Source organism: Roseibium alexandrii DFL-11 (assembly GCF_000158095.2).
GTDB lineage: Bacteria > Pseudomonadota > Alphaproteobacteria > Rhizobiales > Stappiaceae > Roseibium > Roseibium alexandrii.
In genome coordinates this window covers 620,313-638,543 of the sequence record NZ_CM011002.1, presented here as the reverse complement: position 1 = coordinate 638,543, position 18,231 = coordinate 620,313, and the positions used below count along the sequence as shown (strand labels likewise).

The following is an 18,231-nucleotide window of genomic DNA, read 5'->3' as shown; positions in this document are numbered from 1 at the left end:
AATAACGCTACAGCAAGGCCGGTTGATGTCCTCCCAAGACCGGCCTCTCTGCTGACTTCAGCCGCCGTCTCGGGCGGCTTTTCTTTTTTCCGGAACCCGAACCTGACAGACTGTCATGCGCGTTGTCTACGGACATCAAAGTCGATTGACCTGTGTGCGAAACGGATCAACAGCGAACGGACGAAGAGGAAAAATCGGTGCGGCCTCACCCTCTGCGCGCCTCCTCTCGGCGCCCGCCAAAAGCGGCATTCATGACCAGGGCCATTTGCTTTAGATGCTGCCAGCTTTGCCGCTGTTTTGAGGCAGAACGGTTGCGCTCCTTGTTGGGCCGGTGGGTCTGATATTTCGGAAACTTGCCGCCCTTGAACGGCTGACTGAACAGCCCGGCGTGGTAGGCCGTATAATAGGCCAGATCGAGGTCCAGAAGGTGACGGTCCGTCGCCGCCTTCAAGAAAAGATCCAGCTGCCTCAAGGTCATCCGCCAGAACTGCTCCGGATCCCCGCCTGCGGCAAAGAACCGGCGTTGCAGCTGGTCCCAGTCTAGCGGGCCCCAGTCTCGCCGGTCGTCGCCGGATTCAGCGGCTTTCCCGGCGCATGAGTGTCTTCCGGGGATGGAAAGGCAAGCGCCAGCGCCTCGCCGATTTTGGGGCCGACCTGATCCAGCCCAAGTGCGTCGATGATCTCTCCGGCTTTGGCCGCATCAACGTCCGGGTGATGGTCTTTTAGTCCGCAGAGAAAGAAATCTCGAATGCTCCGGATCCGGACGGTGGCTTCATCCTCAAAGTCCCGCGCCACATCCAGCGCACTGCGGCCGAACAGGTCCTCGATCTCGCACAGCGCGTTGGTCCCGTAGCGCAGCGTCCAGGTCTGCCCGAGGGCGTCAAAACCCGTCTCACCCTTTTGCCGGTTTGCCATGACGGTCTCCCAATTTAGGCGACAAAGGCCGGCTGGCCGGACAGTTTGAACGTGACCGAGGCGGTCATCTTGTCGTCGAGCGGCGCCGTTGGCTCATATCCGGTCACAAACGCGGGGAAGCCCCACTCGGTCGCGTCCGGGAAAACGATCTTGTAGTAACCGGGCGTGTCCTCATGGATGTCCGCAAGAAGGCTGGTCACATCCGGGCCATCCGGATCAAACTCCAGATCAAGACTGACCTCGCCAGGATCTTTCAGCCCACCGGCAAACTCCCGCCACCCTCCCGAGGAAGCCATGTCGGTGACATCCACCGCATCGCGGGAAAGTCCCGGACCGCTGATCGCCACTACACCGGCAAGGCTTGCGAAAACACCTCCGGCGGTTCCATCTCCCGATCTTTGAAAACTGGTCCCGTGTCCAATGCGTGCCTGCGCCGACATGGCTGCGCCTCCTATTCATCGTGCCAAAGTGTCAGATCGATCGAAATGCGGAAGACCGGCTCTCCGCCTGCGGCGGTTTCGGAGCTGTCGCGCTCGTTCGCGATCGCAATCAGCTGGAAAAACGTCCCCGACCGGTCACCGGAATACCCGTTCACGGCGTCCCGGACGGCCCTTGCCGCCTGTTTGGCTTGCTCATAGCGCGTGGCATAGATGTCTGCCTGAACCAGGCTGTCCACCAGACCGGATGGACCGCCAAGGTTGCTGTCGCGCCGTCCCCCGAGGCGGGTCAGGACAATCGCCGGAAGGGTCTCCCGGCTCTGCGGACGCCGTCCCCAATAAATACGCGGTCCCGTCAGCTGCGTCAGTGCGGCCGTTCCACGCAAAAGGTCTAGCAACCCCTCCTCCATGTCACCGCCGCTTCGCGGACCGGGCGGCCACCCGGCGCGCGGTTTTCGTCACTTCGTCCGCCAGGTCCCGCGTCACCACGGCCAGCGCGTGCATTTTGGTCGCCAGCCAGGCCGGCCGCAAAAAGGGTTGCGCGCCGTGGTTGACGTTTCCGAATTCCTGCTGCACGCCGGCCGGGTCGCTGGTCCCTGCATGGACTTCAACGGCGTTCTTTCCGGTTTTTCTAACTGCCCGCCGCTGGCGTTTTGTCAGTCTAGTGGACACACCGATCGAGGCTTTCAGGTCATTGCCAGATGTTGCGGGATCATCCGGCGCCAGAAGGGCGGCCTTCTCGGCAACGGGTGCAGCCGCCTTCTTCAGAACCCGCCGTGCGACGCTCCGGGCCGTGACATGGCTGTTGAGAGCTTTCAGAGATCTCTCAACCGCACGAAGCCCGGCTATCTTGTAGGTCGCGCTCATGCATCCGCATCCCGAACCGCTGTGATTTCGATAAACCTGTTCCGTCCACCGGCGGTTTCCTTGACGCCGAGGATGTCCCAGACGGCGCTCTCGTGCCGAAGCCGGTCTGCCGGAGTAACGGTCCTCGTCGTGCTGAACGCCCGGACCGTGAACCGGGCCTGCAATCGGGACCCGACTTCACCGGCGGCCAATCGTTCCCCGTCGCGGACATCGGCGCGCATCGCCCAGAGCGTGATCACCTCCGACCACGACGCAATATCCTCGCCAAATTCATTCTGCTGCCAGGAGGCACGCTGGATCGTCACGCGGCGGTCAAGTTTTCCGATTGCCGGCATCAAAGTCTTCTGACCCGGTAGGGCCCGGCCAGATGCATCGCACCGAGCGGCATTTCTCCGGCCCGGGCACCTTGGGTCACGGCTTCCCGGTTTTCGTAAAGATGCCCGACCAGCAACAAGATGGCGGACTTGAGAGGGCCAGGCACCTCCGCAGCAGATCCGAACCCTGCCTGGAATTCAACGGAGACGGCATCCGGCCGGTCGCACGTCGCGGGCCACAAGCCCTCCAGATGCCGGAGGAGATAGGCGCCGCTGGTGTCTTCAAAGACGTTGAAACCGTTGGCCGGAAAGGTCTGTTCTGTGGCAGTTGTGTCGAGATACCGAACGACAACGGACGCGGCATCGACATCCGGAAATGGCAGGCGGACAGATCGGCCACAAGGAAAGCCGTGGTACCAGGCTTTCCAGGTCTGCCACACCAGACACCGCCCGAGGATGCCGGCCCGGCCGTCGAAACTGTCGACGGCGGTGTCGATCAAACCGGCGATCAGGGCATCCTCTTCAGAAGACGAAACCCTGAGATGGCATTTCGCATCCTCAACGGTCACCGGCGTTTCCGTCGGTGCAAGGATGCGCTTCGGACGCAACACGACGGTTTAATCCGCCTTGAGCCCGAACACGGACGGATCGAGCCCCCAGGCAAGAATCTGGTCCCGCGTGTATCTCGGGGTTCGGGTCGATTGTTTCGGGCGGGCCGGTTCGGGTGGTGTGCCGGTCTCCTCATCGGAGGTGGCAGCTTGCTTGGTGTTTGCCATGGTGGTCTTCCCTCTTGGGGTTCAAACGAATGGGGGGTGTGCGGGTGGCATGACCGCCACCCGGCGACTTGCTTTTCTGGGTCGCCCGCCATGCGGCCCCGCCGTCACGCGTGTTTGATGACCTTCAGCGCTTGTGGGTCAATCACGCTGCCACCAACCCGTTTGGTCGTATAAAACAGGACATAAGGCTTGTTGGTATAGGGGTCTCGCAGAACCCGGATGCCGACCCGATCGACGATGAGATACCCTCTGCGGAAATCTCCAAACGCGATCGACAGGGCATTTGCAGCCATGTCGGGCATTCCTGCCATTTCACTGACAGGGTACCCGTGCAAGGTTGCGGGTTGCCCGGCCTGGGCACTGGGTTGCCACAAATAGTTGCCTTGCCCGTCTTTCAGCTTCCGGATGGTGCCGAGACTTGTGCGGTTCATCACCCAGCGGGCATTTTGGGTGTAAACTGACGGCAGCGCGTAAATGACATCAAGCAATTCATCGGATGTCACATCTGCAGAGGCTGCCGCCGGCACGGCTTTGATCGGCCCGAGGGGATTCCGGTTTGCGTTGGCCGCCCCGTCGGCAAAGGTCAGGAACCCGTGGGGTTTGTTGGCACCGTCGCCGGCAATGAAGGCATTGCTTTCCTGAAAGGCGAATTCCGTTTCCACTTCTCCGGCAAGCCAGGTTTCGGCGTCGATTTCCGCATCATCGAGCAATTGTTGGGTTGCGGCCGGTTTTGCGTAGATTTCACCTGTTGCAATTGGCATCTCGGCAATGCTTGCCGTATCCGTCTCGGGCCTTGCGGCCGTTTCACCGACCCAGCCGGAAGCGGTTCCCCGCAGGTTGAAAACCTTTCGGTAGGTGGTCCCCGAAATCTGTTGCAGGCTGGCCACCTGCCGCATCGGTGAGACCTCGATCAGCTTGCCGGTAATTGTCCGGTCCCATTCAACCGGCGCAAGATATCCGCCTTCGGAATCGGTGCCCTTGTTCAGCGAGGCCTCGACATCGCCGCGCCGGAAATGGGCCTGAAAGGCTTTGGTGTAGTCCGCATCGACGGGCCCGGCGCTGCCGCCAAGGCCGCCCATCTCCAGCGCTGCCATTTGAGCATTGACCATGTCGACCGCCGCCTGCAACTCGCCGACGCTGGCGTTGATCCGCTCAAGTTTGTCTGTCGTGACCACATCTTCAAACCGTCTCGCGGTTTCCTGCTCCTTTGCTTCAAGTGTTTCCTTGAAGGCACTGAAATCCTTGTTCAATGCAGTGATCAACTGGGCAATGTCGCCGCTTGCGTCGGCGCGCACGGAACAGAGCCCCCGCGCGGATACCCGCGCTGGCATCAAATGTTTCATCGGTATGATCCTTGTTAGGACGTGAGCGTTTTGCGAAGGGCGGTCAGCGCTTCGCGCACAGTGTCAGCATCGCGCGTGACAGCGGCCGGAGCATCCCGCGTCTCGGCCTTGAATTGGGATACGAAGGCTTTGGCGTCCTTCGGCGACATGTTGCATTGGGCAATCAGGGCGGCTTCCAGAACCCGGGCCGGTGGCGCGGGCTTTGGCGCGTCCGCATCGGCTGTGACAAGTCCCTGGTCCAATTTGCCGGACGCAAGTCCGGCCTCCAGGGCCCGTTTGACGCTGAAACAGGTTCCGGCGCCGCGCCCCCGATCCATCCACCCGGACACTGTGCTGGGATCCGCGCCAGAGCGCGCCGCATAGATCTCGGCCATCACCGCGTCGATATCTGTCAAGATGTCAGTTGCGTCCTGCGTGTCGAATTTGTTGCCGATCGTGACACCGGATGCATTGTGCACCATGAGCGTCGCACCATCCGCCATCAGGATCTCATCGCCGGCCATGGCAACCACCGACGCCGCCGAGCTCGCTTGCCCGATCACGTTCACAGTCACCTTCGCGCTGTGCATACGAAGCAGGTTGTAGACCGCAAGGCCGGAGAAGAAATTACCGCCGGGTGAGTTGATATTGACCGTGACATCCCGCTGTCCGATCGCCCGGAGCGCCCGGGAAATCCGGCGTTCCGAATTGTCGGCCGATGACAGGGGGTCCAAACCGATCTGGCCATAGATCGTGATAACCGTGTCATCATCCGTCTCGGTGGCAGAGACGGCTGCATCATAGTGATCCAGGGTCTGTGCCGGTGCTTCAAACGCCATCCAGTCCGGGCGCTGAAACGCCCTGACGTCCGGCAACTCAAGAAGGCTCATTGTCTGCTTCCCTCTGTTTTCCGGGCGCCATGGGCAGATCGGCGCCCGGTGTTAGATCGCTCAATGCCCGGATTTCCTCTGGTGTCATCCAGGGCTGGTGGCCACCGGACCCAAGCGCCTTGGCAAAAAACTCGGCCTGGTCCGTCATTGATCCGCGCAAAAGCCCACCGGCATTGAACTTGGCCTCGATGGTCTCGGTCTCGGCATCGGTCAGAATGTCCCGCTCTATGGCCTGTTCCCAGGCGGTAAACCAGGGGTTCAAGCCGTATCGGACAAACATCTGTCCGAGCACATCCACCCCGGATCCCCAGGAGGTGTCGTCGACTGCCAGGAGCGGCCGCGGCACGCCGAACGGCCGGGCAACATCCTCAATCTGATGCTTGCGCGTTTCCAGATGCTGGTTGTCCCGGCCGGATTGGGCACCGTCCTTGTAGTCCATGTCCTCTTCCAGGATCATGTCCCGATGGGCATTGCCCGCCCCCCGCCGGTCTTCGAGGCTGGCCTTCAAACGGTCATACGCTTCCGGAGACAAACGCTTTTTCATGGACAGGATACCACCGGCAATGACGCCGTTTCGGAACAGGCGCGCTGCGGCAGTCTCCGTCTGGATGGCAAGACCAATGGCTTCAGCCGCTTTGGCGACCAGGGAAATGCCTTCAATTCCATTTTCGGACAGTCCGAACCGGAGGTGAAACACATCCTTGGCCGGGAGAACGGTTTCACCGCCTTCGGGCCGCTGGTACCGGTAGCGCAGAGACCAGTCCGGCAGCTGTTCCACCTTGGTCCTGGCCGGATCAAATGGCACAAGCTGCAAGACCCTATGTCCACGGCGCAGGATTCGGGCATAGGCATTTCCATGGATCAAGGCCCTCTGCTGCATGAGGCTCCGGAATTCAAAGGCCGTTTGCCAGGCGTTCGGCTTTCGATGCAGGACCCGGAAAGCGGAATGGTCCTCGGCCTTGGCTTTGGTCACCTTGTTCCGCAGGTGCAGGGGCAACATTCCGATTGCAAAACTGATGAGGGACACACATCGAAACACCGTCGTGTTTTTCAGGGCCTTTTCCGGTGTGATCGTCACGCCGGCTTCGGTCAGGGCCCCGCCGCCCCCACGCACAAAGTCGAGAAACCGCGGATCCTCAAAGTCGTAGAAGACGGCACCATCACCGGCCATGGCCTGAAGCGGCGTTCCGAGCCTTGCATCCACATTCAAGGCGGGCGGCTCGGTCCGCGCCGGTGCGGACGTTCGGCTCAAGAACCGGAAGAAAGAGGCCATCAGAGAAACAGAATCCCGCGATCTTCATAAACGGACGGTCCGCCGGCGGGATCCGGATGACGGCTCATCAGGTCGAAGGCATTGAAGGCGGCAATCAACGGATCGATTTTCATGGAGCCGGACGCCTGTTTGGTGACGTAGTCGGCGTTGCCGCGTTTTTCGGTTTTGGCGTTCCCGATGCACCAGGACATCAGGCCGCTGCCACCGTGCACCAGAGACCCGTCATCCACCTTGCGCGCCATGCCCTTTGTCACACCGGAAAGCTTGTAGCCCTGGGGAACGCCAACCAGCATGTCTTCGGGCAGCTCCCGGGCCATCAGTTCGTCCATGATGGCGGCCACTCCGACCGGATCGAGGCCGACGGCATTTTTTTCAGGAAACAGACCCCGGCTCCAGACCTGCTCGATGATGTCCGCCACCGCAACGATGTCCTCTTCCCCGGACCGGCAAATCAGAACCTCGCCGGATTGTGCAAAACCCTGGACCATGGTTTTGATATCCTTCCGGCGATCCAGTGCCTTTTCGTGACAACACGCCATCGTCCAGAGCATCCAGCGCTGCGCGCCGCGCTCCCGGCCAATCAGGGCGAGACCCAGAAAATCATCCAGGCCGCCGCCATCGATCCCCGCCGTCACCACTTCGGCCCGGTCAAGAAGGTCCTCAAGGCTGGCAAGTTCCGGATCGGCAGCGCTGTCCCAGGCATCAGCTCCCGCCCAGCGGTCCCGGCGCAACCGGGTTCCGATCGGCACGTTCAGATGCTTGGCAAGGAAGGTCTGCTTGTCGTCGTCCCCGCCGCCCGAGACGGCCTCCTTCAACTTGGTTTCCAGCCAGCCGCGGCGCACAGACCGGCCGATATTCGGATTGGTAATGTAGAAATTATCCGGATCGAGATACGCTTCCCCCTCGATCATGGGCTCCGGAAACTCGTAAAGAACGCCCAGCTTTTCGGTGTCCGTGATCTTGCCGTCCCGAACATCGCGGAAATAGTCCAGCTTGCTTTTCCAGACGCCGGCGGGTGGCTCGTCGGAATGTGTCGTCAGATAGATCACGAAACCTTCCGGCCGGGCAATCAATCCGCCCGTTGCCTCTTGCAGCATGGCGCTGGATCTCGGTTTCTTGCCGAACAGCCAGAGCTCGTCCACCAGAATGAAACCGGACTTTTTGCCCGCAGATGTGTCGCTGTCGGCCGCCACCACCTTCAACTCCGCTTCCGTTGTCAGGTGCTTGATGGTGCGCTGGTGATCGCTCGTCTTGAGTACCATTTGCAGTTCGGGATCCGCCTTCACCATGGCCGAGGCGGGAATGTAGCTGTTGTTGGCCACCTCCATTGTCGGTGCCAGCAACGTCAGTTCGTTGGTGTGCCGCCAGTTGCGGATCAGCGCGGTGATCATGATGCCGGCGGCAATGGTGGACTTGCTGTTCTTCTTCGCGATCAGCAGGAGAAATTCCGAAATCAGGCGGCGGGCATTTCGTGCATCATAGGCGCCGAAGATCGCCCCGACGAACTCGAACACCCATTGGTCCGAACAGGCTCCGAAGGTCGGCTGGTTGGGCAGGTCCACCACGCGCAGGGACTTGAACACTTTCAGCGCCGCCTCCGCTTCTTCCGGGAAAAGCGGGGCGAACGGGATCAGCGACCGGCCTGCAACGATCCGCTGTTCCCAGTCCGGACAGGCGGTCGACCAGGTCGGCGTCACTGGAGGACCGGTCCGTCAGGTGGCGCGAAGATGCCGGTATAGTCTCCAGCCGCCCGGCGCGCGGCTTCCTTCTTGCCGAGCTTACCACCGGCCGCGCCGACACTTTGGGCGCCACCGGCTAAAACGCCGGCCGCCGCCCCCCGGTTGGCAATGGTCTCGGCCGCGATCAGCCGGTCATGGCGCTCCAGCCGTTTCATGTATTTGTCGATCGCCGACACGTTGCCCTTCTCCACCTCGCCCATCAGCGCGCTCAGGAGTTTGGCCTCGACCCGGCACCGGGCTTCCGCCTTGGCCTTCAGCTCCCGAAAATAATTCTTGCGCAAGGTCGGCGCGGTGATGCCGAGCGCGGCCGCGATCTTGTCGACCGGCCATTGGAAGGCGCATAACTGTATGACAAGTTTGCGCTTTTCCTGCGTTGGCCGGTGCGGCGGCCGCCCGCGCTTGCCAAACCCCTCCGGAATCGGGTCACCAAGCAGGTCAAAATCAAACGCCTCCAAAAAAAATCCCCCCATGACTTCCCCCACCGGTCCGGGTGGGGAGTGGTGTCAGAGTTTTTGCCCCCCCGCTCCCGACCGACAATCAGGCCAGCCACCAACCGATAAGTCCGGCTCGCCCGTGACCAATAAATCCGCCGCCTGTGCGAGAGCTGCACCGCTGTTGGCTCGGCTGCGATCGAGGCCTTAACCGCCCGCCGTGCCAGCCGTGCGGGCCTTTCGGGCCTTTCGGGCCTTCGCGGTCTTGCGGTTGTGGCAGGCGATGCACAGGCACTGGATGTTGAGCGGATCAAACTCCGCCCCGCCCGCGCTCCGTTCCACGATGTGATCGGCAATCAGCTTGTCGGCCCGCCTGGAGAAATCGGAACCGCAGGCCTCACAGCGGTAGCGGCGCTGGCGCTTGATGTCGGCAGCAAGGGCGCGCCAGCCGGCTGACTGGTAGAACGGGTCGGTGAGCTTCACCGGCGGCCTGATCCGGGAGGCCAGCGTCCGCGGGGGTCTGCGGATCATCTTCAACGCCACGGCTCATCTCCCATCCGTCCTGCTCCCAACCATCTCGCTTTGAACCACGCAGATCCTGGAAACGCTACACACCGCCTGCCCCCTGCCGCCCGCCCGATGGAACCACAGTCCACCACACGCAAAGCTCAGACAAACGCACGTGCCGGACACCGCCGAGATCTTGGAAGCCGCATCACACAGCCCTACCTGCTTCCACCGGTCCTCCAGCCGCGACACCCCAATCACCAACGCTCAGAAGCCCCCGCCAGAGCCCCGTCCCATCCCGCTTTTTTAAGAAAAATCCCATAGAACCCCGCCGCGCCAACTCCGCAGATCCTGCGTTTCAGGTTGGCCATGCGCTGCCCCGGTCGCTCCGCTTAAGGGTGAACAGTCTCACCCGGGCCCGAGGGTTCCAGCGCGTTCAGCGTGTTCGTTTTGCTACCTCAGGCTGTATTACCGCGTCAAGAGGCGCGGTCACGGCCAGGCGCATGGCCGAGCCCGTCAGCTCGCCGATCACGCGCTCCTTCGCCGCGTCATAGCCGGTCACGGTGAGGTCCTGCCCGCACCAGGAGCCTTTCACCAGTTTCACCACCGCGCCCTCTTTCAGGCGCGCCACATCGGCCATCTGCCCGTCCGCCACCGGCCGGCCCTCAAAGGTGCCGTGCGACAGCTCCAGGATCTTGATGAGATCACTGACCGCCACCCGGGCCACCGCCCCGGTTTTGTCAAAGGACAGAACACCTTTCACCCCGTCACAGGCTCGGATCTGGTCAACGCTCTGGCCCTTTTTGACGTCCATCCCGGCAAAGAGATAGCGCGGGAACATCGGCCGGATCACGGTGTAGGTCTGCGCGGGTTTGACCTTGCGCCCGCGCCCGTGCCGGCGCTCGATCTGCTCCATCGGCAGGAAGGCCAGAAGACCGGCGCCCAAGAGCCCGTCCCGCGCCCGGGTTTCGCATTTCGGATTGGTGTGGATAACCACCCACTCGGCCTTGGCGCGCAAGAGCAGCCGGCTCAGGAGCTCCAGATTGTGCACGATCTGCGGCCGCTTGATCCGCACGATGCTCATTCCGCCGCCTCCCCCTTGATCCCGTTGTCCTTGATCCCGTTGTCCTGGGGCCCGTTGAGCCCCCGGTCCTGTCCATCGCCCGCGCCCTGCGTCTGGGCCAGATCCATCACCCGTTTTAGCGCCTGATGCTGCGCCTCAAACCGGGCGAGCGCCGCCGCCACCGCAGCACTAAGGTCCGGATAGCGGTCAAAGCCCTCCGGCGGCTCCGGCAGATAGATCCAGTCCGGCAGATCCCGGTCCGCGCCGAACCATGGCCAGCCGCGGGCCGCGTGCAGCGCCTTCCACGCCGCCCAGAGCTCCGACCCGACCCGCACCGCGCCGAACAGCCCCTCCAGGGGGGCAAGGGCCGGGTCCGCGGCGCAGCCCTTGCGCTGGCGCAGGGCCCGGGCCTGCAGCGCGCTCACCTTCGGCCAGCCATAAACGGCCCTGCGGCGCAGCCGTTCGCACGCAGCCATCTCACCCCCGGCCGACAGCACCCCTTGCAAGTACGCGGAGGGTTTTGGGAACCGGCCATAGGGCGGGCGCATCAGGTCGGCAAAGCGCACCGCGCTCCAGGCCTTGCCGAAGGGCGCCGCCCGGGCCCCGGTTGAGAGGCCGGTCGCGGCACCCCCGGATCCACGGCCCGCCGAGCTAATGTCCGGATCTCGGCTTCCCGGCACATCCTGCCAGAGCCGTTCGGTGCAATAGGTCGAGGGCGCGGGCGTGAACGAGCGGCCGGTGGCGCGCAGCAAAGCGAACCACGCATCCCGGCGGGCAAGCGCTGCCGCCCGGTCCGCAGCGCTCAAGGCCTGAAAGGCGCGCAGGGCCCGCTGTTTGGGCATGCCGTCCAGCCCCGGCCAGTCCCGCACCAGCTTCCAGAACTGCCGTTCGATCTGCTTCGGATCGTCAGCTGCATCTGCCCCCCCATCGGCAGCCGTGTCGGGCGCTTGCTCTGTCCCAGGAACGTCATCTGGAACCAATGCTGGCTCAGCTTCCACGCCCTCATCCGCGCCCTCATCCGCGCCCTCATCCGCGCCCCCATCCACGTCCCTGGCCGCTTCCACGCGCAGGCGGTCCGAAAGAGGGTTCTTTACCGGTTCCCTTACAGGGTTTGTGTCCGGTTTCCGGACACGGGACGGGCCCGAATCCGGACGCGGACTGCATGCAGATCCGGACACGGGATCGGTCTTGGTCCCCTGTCCGGAATCCGGACAGGGGCGCTCGGCCGCAAGGGCAACAAAATCGGCTTCAAAGCCCAGCTTGTAGCGGGTTGCCTCCTGCTGAAAGGTCTTCGGGTTGCGCCGCTGTTCCCGGCGGATCAGGCCGCGCCGTTCCAGGTCCTTCAGATGCAGGTTCAAGGTGGACCGGCTCATTTCGCAGTCCCGCGCCAGAGTCTCCTGTTTGGGAAAACAGCCGTGATCCGGATTGTGCCGGTCACACAGGTGCCAAAGAACGATCTTGGCGGCCGGTTTCAAGCCGCGCTGCAGGATCGCCCAGTTGGTCGCCTTGTGGCTCATGGCCGGGACCACCTTCCAAGATCAGATGGCAACCGGTGCCGCTCCAGCGGCGGCAGGGCAATCCCCTGGTCCCGGGCGGTCTTTTGCGCAATGCGCACCAGGGCGCAAGCTGCGGAGAGCCTCAGGTCCGTCTGCTCGCCGCTCAACAACTTGGAGACGAGATTCGGCGGCACCCCGGCCTCCCGCGACCAGCGGTATCCGGTGAGATCGAGCACGGTGAGCACCCGTTTGATCCATTGGCGAAAATCACGAGGCTCTGGCAGGTCCATGATCCACTCCCGGGGCCTTAAATGGTAGAAAATCACCTTTTAAGGTTAAATTCATACTCAGTTTCTATGGAAATGCTTTTTCCCGTTATTCACAAGTTCACCGAAAAAGGTGAAGATCGGGACGCGAACGACAGGACAGACACCATGCGCAGCCACACATCGGACGACATCTGGGACCGGCGCCGGCGCAACCTGAGGGCGGTCATCGCCTGGCAGGGCACGAACCCGAGCCGGATCTGCCAGGACGCCAACTTGAGCGTCAACACGCTGAACAAGTTCCTGCGCGGCGACACCCGCACCATGCGCTGGGAAAGCCTGGAGCGGATTTGTGCAGCGCTGGAGATTTCCAACACGGCGGTGCTCGACAGCCAGAACCCCTGGTCTGAAAACCGCAAGCAGCTCCATGCCCTTGTGGAGGCGATGAGCGAGGACGAAGCCAGGGACGCGCTCAACCGTCTTTTGTCCCGGCGGGCCTGAGCCGCCCCGCGTCCGCCAGATCCGGGCCCGATACCCCCAATTCCGGCGCCCCCAAGTCTGTTACCTCCAAGTCTGGCGCCCCCAAACCCGGATTTTCCGGTCCGGACCGATCGGGATCCGCCGGCAGCTCTGCCTGAAGCTCTGCCTTCTGCTCCCCCGGAAGGTCCGCCTGACGCCCGGCCTGAAGCTCCCCCTGTTGCTCCCCCTGAAGCTCGGCGAGAAAGGCGGCCACTGCCGCCTCGTCCATCTGATCGATCAGCGCCCGGAGCCGGGCTTTGACATCCCGGCCGTCCCGCCCCGCAAGGTCTTGCCCCATCTTCCCCACTCCCCATTGTCCCCACTCCCCCTCATCCCGATCTCCCAAATCCCGCACTCACAAAGCCCACACTCTCAAATTCCCAGTTCACCCCCTTTTTGGCACCACCACTCTCAAGCACATCTTTTGAGTGTGCCGCCCCACTCTCAACGAAACCGGCACGGCGCCCCCCAAAAAGAAACGGGACGGATAAGAGAAGGGTCGAAAATTCAACACCTTGAAGACTTTTCTTCCGGCAAAATCTGTCGCCAAACCGCCCAAATTCCCCAACCATCGCCATCGCCTCTATTGACTAATTTAACCTTTTAGTATGATTTTATACCTGTTTTTGCAACCATTACGTGCTTAACCCACAAAGGAGAGACGTGATGACACCCGGATCACGCCCAAAAGGACCGCTCCTGAAAGGCGCGCTCCTGAAGGGCTCGCGTCCCGTCACCTGCGACCGGTCGACGGCCAGTCCCTACCGGGCGGAGGGGCCGTTGGTGTTCAAGACCGCCAGCCGGGTTCAGGGCTACAAGGCGCGGATCCGCGTGCCGTCCTATCTGATGTGTGCGGTGAACGAAGGCCTGGAGGACCCGGACCGCGCCGCCCGGCTGATCGCCGAGGCGCTGAATGCCCACGCGCTGTTGCGTGCGACCGGCACCACGCAATCAAAGACGGCCGTGCGCTACTGGCTGGAGGCTTATCTCGCCTCTGTTTCCATCCCGCACACCGATCCCGATCTTTGGCTCGACCAGTACCGCGAGGCCCGCGAGCGCGCCGCAGCGCTGCTCGCCAGACACGGGCTCATTGCCCTGATCCTGGAAACCAGCCGCCTCCTTGCCGAGAACGGACCCCGCCATGGGCACGCCCCGGACTAAAGCCCCAGCAGCAGCTTCGGCATCGCCATCAGCGCCGGCATCGGTACCACCAGCTGCACCGGCAACATCTTTGGCATCATCTTTGGCATCGGGGGCGCCATCGACGGCGACATCAGCAGCGTCCGGCCGGCCCATCGACACCGCCCGGCTGAAGTCCGCCCTGAAGGTGACGGCCCTCCTGGTCCAGAAACTCGGCGATGATTACCTGCCATTTTTCATGCGCCTGGAAACCGAACTCGCAAAACACGAAGCCAAGGAAGCCGCCCGCGCTCGGGTACAAAAGGTGCTGGAAGACGGGTGACAGATCGGCAAAGAGCACGGCCCATGGTCACGGCCCGTTTTTACGCCGCACGCCCGCGCATTCAGGCAAGAAAAGCCCCGACAACCCCCTCTGAAGTCATCCCCGACTTGATCGGGGATCCAATCGTTTCCAGAGCTTAGGCAAAGACCGATCACGACGCCCACCAGACAGTCTCAAACCCCAAACCGCAAAGACCGGTCAGGAACCCTGTGATCCCACAACACCCATCGCCGCTCGTCGGGGCATCACCGGGACCGGCACCCGCTTGGGGCGTTGATGCGTGCCAGGGCAACGGCCCGAATGGGCGGGAAGCAGCCTTTCGCTGCGGTTGTAACGAACGACCGCACTGGGCTGCAAGATCCCGGTTTGTTTTGGACGTTGCCGCCGAAAAGATAATGGGCCTTGGGATCAGACCCAGAGACCGGGCTTGGAGAACAGTGGGCGACCTTTTGTTTCTGAAACGTATCAGCGGACTGACGACCAACCCTCACGGCAAACAAACAAAATATATCCTGTCAATCGGAGTTGAAATTGACTTATAAAAAACAACGATGAATCCACGTAAGTAAGTTCGGAAGCTTAAGGCGTTTCAGGCGGTGCAATTGATGAAAACTGGCCATCTAGCCGCGTTTGCAGCGATTGCTTTAGGGCAATTTGGAGTGGCGGCCAGCCCGCCTGCTTGGGCATCTGAACCGCTAATTTACCAAGCGGATAATTTGGAAGTCCAACTGCTTCTACAAGCGGGTGTAAATGTGGTCGCCGAAGGCAACCTTTTCTGGACGCTGTCCGACACATTTGCACGCAGCGAGAACTATAACCCGGATAAGGTCTGGGTGGAGTATTACCTGAAGCCTGGGATCAGTGCATCTTATACCCTGCCGTGGGATATGACGGCATATGGAAAGGCATCTTTGGTTGCCTCATATACACAAGATATCGATGCGTATGACTTAGGAAACACCGGCCGCATAACGCTCGAAGAGGGGTACGTCGGTATCCAAAAACGGTTCGATAACCTTTCCAAGATCGATTTTTCAATTGGTCCGCGTGAACTCAAGCTCGGGACTGGAATGCTGGTGGCGAACGGTGGTTCGAGTGGGTTTGAGAGAGGAGCATTGAAATTTGGGCCACGGAAGGCTTGGGAACTGGCCGCGATCGCCCGTGGAACCGTGGGCAATTATTCAGCCACTGCATTTTACTTGGATCCCAATGAAATGCCGTCCACGGATAACAAAAATGAGCTTGCGGGTTTTGACGTGCGCTACGACGGCTCAGGCGGCGGATTCGCTGGAATAACGTATCTGAACGTCCTGTCATCGAACAATGCATATCCGAAAGCAGCCCCCGCAGGACGCGGGGCACCCTCCATACAAGCCGGCGCGCGTGACGGATTAAACGCCCTCGGGTTTTACGCGCGGACCGGTCCGATAAACACGCATTTCGGGACCGCGTTTTTTTCTGCGGACGGCGCCGCCGAATGGAATGAAACAATCGATATGTTTGCTTGGGGCGGTCGGTTGCAGGCCGGACATATTTGGTCGGAACATTCCTGGTTGCCGTCTTTGACCTATACCTACAAAACCTTTTCGGGTGATGATCCGGCGACCTCGCAACAAGAACGTTTCGATCCGCTTTATTATGACGGCTCTCCCAGCAGCTGGGCGACTGGCTCCAAATCGTCGATGACCTTCATCAATTCAAACGTCCAGGCCCACGAAATCGCCTTCAATATCAAACCGACGAAGAAAAACTCGATTACTCTCAGATATGCGCACATTCGCGCCAATGAATTGCGCAGCCCGATCCAGTTTGGACAGGCGACCCGATTTGAAATCGCCGGGGGAGATAATATCGTGGCTGGGGTCACCGACCACCATCTCGCCGACGATTTCTTTCTGGAATTCAGTCACGGCTTTAACCGAAATGCGTTTCTTACCGCTGGACTGAGCGCTTCTTTCCCGGGCAAAGGGCTTGATCTGGCTGCCAACCGGGACCTGCCTGTATGGTACGGCGGCTTTGTGAACCTTGTAATCAATTACTGACCACGGTGCTTTCAATCTAAGGGCAAGGAGACACGATTAAGATGCAGTCGCTACAGATAATCTTTTTCTCGCTATTGGTGAGTGTCTCAGTATCCGCGCCGATAAACACTGCTTTGGCAGAAATGAAAGAGCCTTTAAGCGCGCAACAATCCGATCCGCGCGTGTTGCGATGGATGGAGGGCTTTCCTCCGCCCGCTGACAAGCTCATTACTCAACCGGATTCCGTTTATTTCAGCTTCCCCAAACTGCGCTGGTCGGTCTGTCACCTCCGTGAGTTTCTGCCGACAGAAGAAATCAGCCGGGGATTGAAGGCGCCGTTGCCGCTGACCTACGCCCCAGCGCACGAATTTGCAGAACTCCGGATTGCAATTGACGGCTTGACGTTTCTGCCGATTGGCAGTTCAGAAGAGATGACCTGGGAGCAGTCTCTCTTCGCAAATTACACGGACGGTCTTCTGATCTTGCATAAGGGGAAGGTCGTCTATGAACGCTATTTTGGCTGCTTAAATGAAGACGGCAAGCATGCTGCCATGTCTATGACCAAGTCAGTTACCGGCCTGCTCGCAGAGATTTTGGTTGTTGAAGGTGCGTTGGATGAGAACGCACTTGTATCAGAAATTATTCCGGAAATCGGTGGGAGTGCTTTTGCCAATGCCACGGTGCGTGAAGTTATGGACATGACGACAGGCGTCGCCTACTCCGAAGACTACGCGGACCCGGATGCCGATATCTGGAAATATTCTAAAGCCGCAAGTCCTCTCCCAAAACCGGACGGGTATATTGGGCCGAACGGCTATTGGGAATACCTTCAAGAAGTCGAACCAGAAGGCAACCACGGGGATGCGTTTCACTACAAGACCATCAATTCGGACATGCTGGGATGGATCATAAGCCGTGTCTCTGGAAAGGCGGTTACCGACCTTGCTTCCGAACGTCTGTGGATCCCGATGGGCGCAGAGCAATCTGCCTACCAAACGGTAGACGGAAATGGCGTACCGTTCGCCGGGGGAGGCTTAAGTGCAGGTCTTCGAGACCTCGGGCGACTGGGCGCGATGATGCTGAACGGCGGCAAGGTTGGCAGTGAGCAAGTGTTTCCGGAGCAAACTGTTCGAAACATACGGTATGGGGGGCATAGGGATAAATTCGCAGGGTTTCCAACCCTTCCGGGTGCCAGCTACCGAAGTCAATGGTGGGTTCTGCACAACGACCATGGAGCCTTTGCTGCCCGTGGCGTCCACGGACAAACCATCTACGTAGATCCGACAGCAGAGATGGTTTTGGTGCGTTTCGCATCCCACCCACAAGCCAAGAACGGATACATCGATCCAACATCATTGCCCGCGTTCCAAGCAGTGGCGGAATACCTGATGAGTCTCGCCGACTGATTGACCCTAATAAACCGGTTCCGCTCAAAGGAGACAGTCATCGGGCTTCCGTGCAATGACCGGTTTTTGGGGCCGGACGGGTTTTGACCTGTGATCAGCACAACGGACATCCCGGTTGAGCCGATGCGCGGGCTCGTCCGGCGGCCAGTGACGATGAGACCCCAACGAGGAAAAGCCCCGCACCCCTTCCGATGTCATCTCCGCCTTGATCGGGGATCCCCCTGGCCGCACTCGAAACGCGGACGCAGCTCAAGAACGCACCCGCTTGGGGCGTTGATGCGTGGCAGGGCAATGGCCAGAATGGGCGGTTTTTGGACCTTCGCCGCGCTCCACACAAAGGTCCGCAATGCAGACCTTTCGGACCTTAGACCGAATGGAAGGTACGGGCAAACCGGACGCCCACTTTCGAATAGACCAGTGTCTGCAATTCGGGCCATTCCGCCCCAAAGCGGAAGCTCTTCATGGTGGAGCAATGGCGTGCCGTACTGTAAGTCCGAACATCGCTAGCTTGCCGGAATGCTATTCAA

The 18,231-nt window shown here is 60.8% G+C and carries 23 protein-coding genes; 5 read left to right on the top strand and 18 right to left on the bottom strand.

Annotation, left to right across the window (positions count from 1 at the left end; all coding sequences use genetic code 11):
* Window positions 1–205 precede the first annotated feature (205 nt).
* The 17 genes from SADFL11_RS03010 to SADFL11_RS02935 all read right to left on the bottom strand — a co-directional run bounded on the left by SADFL11_RS03010 (window position 206) and on the right by SADFL11_RS02935 (window position 12,320).
* Window positions 206–478 (bottom strand): hypothetical protein, encoded by a 273-nt coding sequence (locus tag SADFL11_RS03010; protein WP_008192678.1) that lies wholly within the window; start codon window positions 476–478, stop codon window positions 206–208.
* Between the two features lie 62 nt (window positions 479–540).
* Window positions 541–915 carry a hypothetical protein gene (locus SADFL11_RS03005; protein WP_008195893.1) on the bottom strand — a complete coding sequence of 125 codons (375 nt, stop codon included), beginning with the start codon at window positions 913–915 and terminating at the stop codon, window positions 541–543.
* Window positions 916–929: 14 nt separating this feature from the next.
* Window positions 930–1,355, bottom strand: coding sequence for a phage tail tube protein (locus SADFL11_RS03000; RefSeq protein ID WP_008196694.1), 426 nt, complete (start codon window positions 1,353–1,355; stop codon window positions 930–932).
* An 11-nt stretch (window positions 1,356–1,366) separates the two neighbouring features.
* Window positions 1,367–1,750 carry a tail completion protein gp17 gene (gene gp17 / locus SADFL11_RS02995; RefSeq protein WP_167578944.1) on the bottom strand — a complete coding sequence of 128 codons (384 nt, stop codon included), beginning with the start codon at window positions 1,748–1,750 and terminating at the stop codon, window positions 1,367–1,369.
* 13 nt (window positions 1,751–1,763) lie between these two features.
* Window positions 1,764–2,219, bottom strand: coding sequence for an HK97-gp10 family putative phage morphogenesis protein (locus tag SADFL11_RS02990; RefSeq protein ID WP_008191348.1), 456 nt, complete (start codon window positions 2,217–2,219; stop codon window positions 1,764–1,766).
* Window positions 2,216–2,554, bottom strand: coding sequence for a phage head closure protein (locus SADFL11_RS02985; protein WP_040450715.1), 339 nt, complete (start codon window positions 2,552–2,554; stop codon window positions 2,216–2,218). Before SADFL11_RS02985 ends, SADFL11_RS02990 begins: the two co-directional genes overlap by 4 nt.
* A complete protein-coding gene (locus SADFL11_RS02980; RefSeq protein ID WP_040450716.1) occupies window positions 2,554–3,144 on the bottom strand; it encodes a head-tail connector protein in 591 nt (196 codons plus the stop codon). Before SADFL11_RS02980 ends, SADFL11_RS02985 begins: the two co-directional genes overlap by 1 nt.
* Window positions 3,145–3,150: 6 nt before the next feature.
* Complete coding sequence (locus SADFL11_RS25190; RefSeq protein ID WP_008196088.1) at window positions 3,151–3,309, bottom strand: hypothetical protein; 159 nt, start codon at window positions 3,307–3,309, stop codon at window positions 3,151–3,153.
* Between the two features lie 104 nt (window positions 3,310–3,413).
* Entirely contained in the window at window positions 3,414–4,652 is a 1,239-nt protein-coding gene (locus tag SADFL11_RS02975; protein ID WP_040450717.1) for a phage major capsid protein, read from the bottom strand.
* A gap of 14 nt (window positions 4,653–4,666) precedes the next feature.
* Window positions 4,667–5,521 (bottom strand): head maturation protease, ClpP-related, encoded by an 855-nt coding sequence (locus SADFL11_RS02970; protein WP_050775965.1) that lies wholly within the window; start codon window positions 5,519–5,521, stop codon window positions 4,667–4,669.
* Entirely contained in the window at window positions 5,508–6,794 is a 1,287-nt protein-coding gene (locus SADFL11_RS02965; RefSeq protein WP_008193005.1) for a phage portal protein, read from the bottom strand. Before SADFL11_RS02965 ends, SADFL11_RS02970 begins: the two co-directional genes overlap by 14 nt.
* A complete protein-coding gene (locus tag SADFL11_RS02960) occupies window positions 6,794–8,491 on the bottom strand; it encodes a terminase large subunit (RefSeq protein WP_008194268.1) in 1,698 nt (565 codons plus the stop codon). The genes SADFL11_RS02965 and SADFL11_RS02960 overlap by 1 nt, the downstream gene beginning before the upstream one ends.
* Entirely contained in the window at window positions 8,488–9,003 is a 516-nt protein-coding gene (locus SADFL11_RS02955; RefSeq protein ID WP_050775966.1) for a hypothetical protein, read from the bottom strand. Before SADFL11_RS02955 ends, SADFL11_RS02960 begins: the two co-directional genes overlap by 4 nt.
* A gap of 168 nt (window positions 9,004–9,171) precedes the next feature.
* Complete coding sequence (locus SADFL11_RS02950) at window positions 9,172–9,507, bottom strand: HNH endonuclease (protein WP_134852881.1); 336 nt, start codon at window positions 9,505–9,507, stop codon at window positions 9,172–9,174.
* Between the two features lie 400 nt (window positions 9,508–9,907).
* A complete protein-coding gene (locus SADFL11_RS02945; protein WP_008190169.1) occupies window positions 9,908–10,555 on the bottom strand; it encodes a transcription termination/antitermination NusG family protein in 648 nt (215 codons plus the stop codon).
* Entirely contained in the window at window positions 10,552–12,051 is a 1,500-nt protein-coding gene (locus tag SADFL11_RS25405; RefSeq protein WP_050775967.1) for a helix-turn-helix domain-containing protein, read from the bottom strand. Before SADFL11_RS25405 ends, SADFL11_RS02945 begins: the two co-directional genes overlap by 4 nt.
* On the bottom strand, window positions 12,048–12,320 hold the full coding sequence (locus SADFL11_RS02935; protein ID WP_040450719.1) for a hypothetical protein: 273 nt from the start codon (window positions 12,318–12,320) through the stop codon (window positions 12,048–12,050). Before SADFL11_RS02935 ends, SADFL11_RS25405 begins: the two co-directional genes overlap by 4 nt.
* Before the next feature lie 144 nt (window positions 12,321–12,464).
* On the opposite strand from SADFL11_RS02935, the gene SADFL11_RS02930 reads away from it, so the two are divergent.
* Complete coding sequence (locus tag SADFL11_RS02930) at window positions 12,465–12,797, top strand: helix-turn-helix domain-containing protein (RefSeq protein ID WP_167578943.1); 333 nt, start codon at window positions 12,465–12,467, stop codon at window positions 12,795–12,797.
* Here SADFL11_RS02930 and SADFL11_RS02925 read toward each other — a convergent pair.
* Complete coding sequence (locus SADFL11_RS02925; protein WP_008192012.1) at window positions 12,769–13,113, bottom strand: hypothetical protein; 345 nt, start codon at window positions 13,111–13,113, stop codon at window positions 12,769–12,771. The genes SADFL11_RS02930 and SADFL11_RS02925 overlap by 29 nt on opposite strands.
* 368 nt (window positions 13,114–13,481) lie before the next feature.
* Here SADFL11_RS02925 and SADFL11_RS02920 point away from each other — a divergent pair, with 368 nt between their 5' ends.
* The 4 genes from SADFL11_RS02920 (at window position 13,482) to SADFL11_RS02905 (ending at window position 17,704) form a co-directional block, all read left to right on the top strand.
* Complete coding sequence (locus SADFL11_RS02920; protein WP_008193154.1) at window positions 13,482–13,976, top strand: hypothetical protein; 495 nt, start codon at window positions 13,482–13,484, stop codon at window positions 13,974–13,976.
* Window positions 13,957–14,277 (top strand): hypothetical protein, encoded by a 321-nt coding sequence (locus SADFL11_RS02915; protein ID WP_134852880.1) that lies wholly within the window; start codon window positions 13,957–13,959, stop codon window positions 14,275–14,277. The genes SADFL11_RS02920 and SADFL11_RS02915 overlap by 20 nt, the downstream gene beginning before the upstream one ends.
* Before the next feature lie 605 nt (window positions 14,278–14,882).
* Window positions 14,883–16,319 carry an alginate export family protein gene (locus tag SADFL11_RS02910; RefSeq protein ID WP_040452214.1) on the top strand — a complete coding sequence of 479 codons (1,437 nt, stop codon included), beginning with the start codon at window positions 14,883–14,885 and terminating at the stop codon, window positions 16,317–16,319.
* 122 nt (window positions 16,320–16,441) lie between these two features.
* A complete protein-coding gene (locus tag SADFL11_RS02905; RefSeq protein WP_008189898.1) occupies window positions 16,442–17,704 on the top strand; it encodes a serine hydrolase domain-containing protein in 1,263 nt (420 codons plus the stop codon).
* Window positions 17,705–18,231 lie beyond the last annotated feature (527 nt).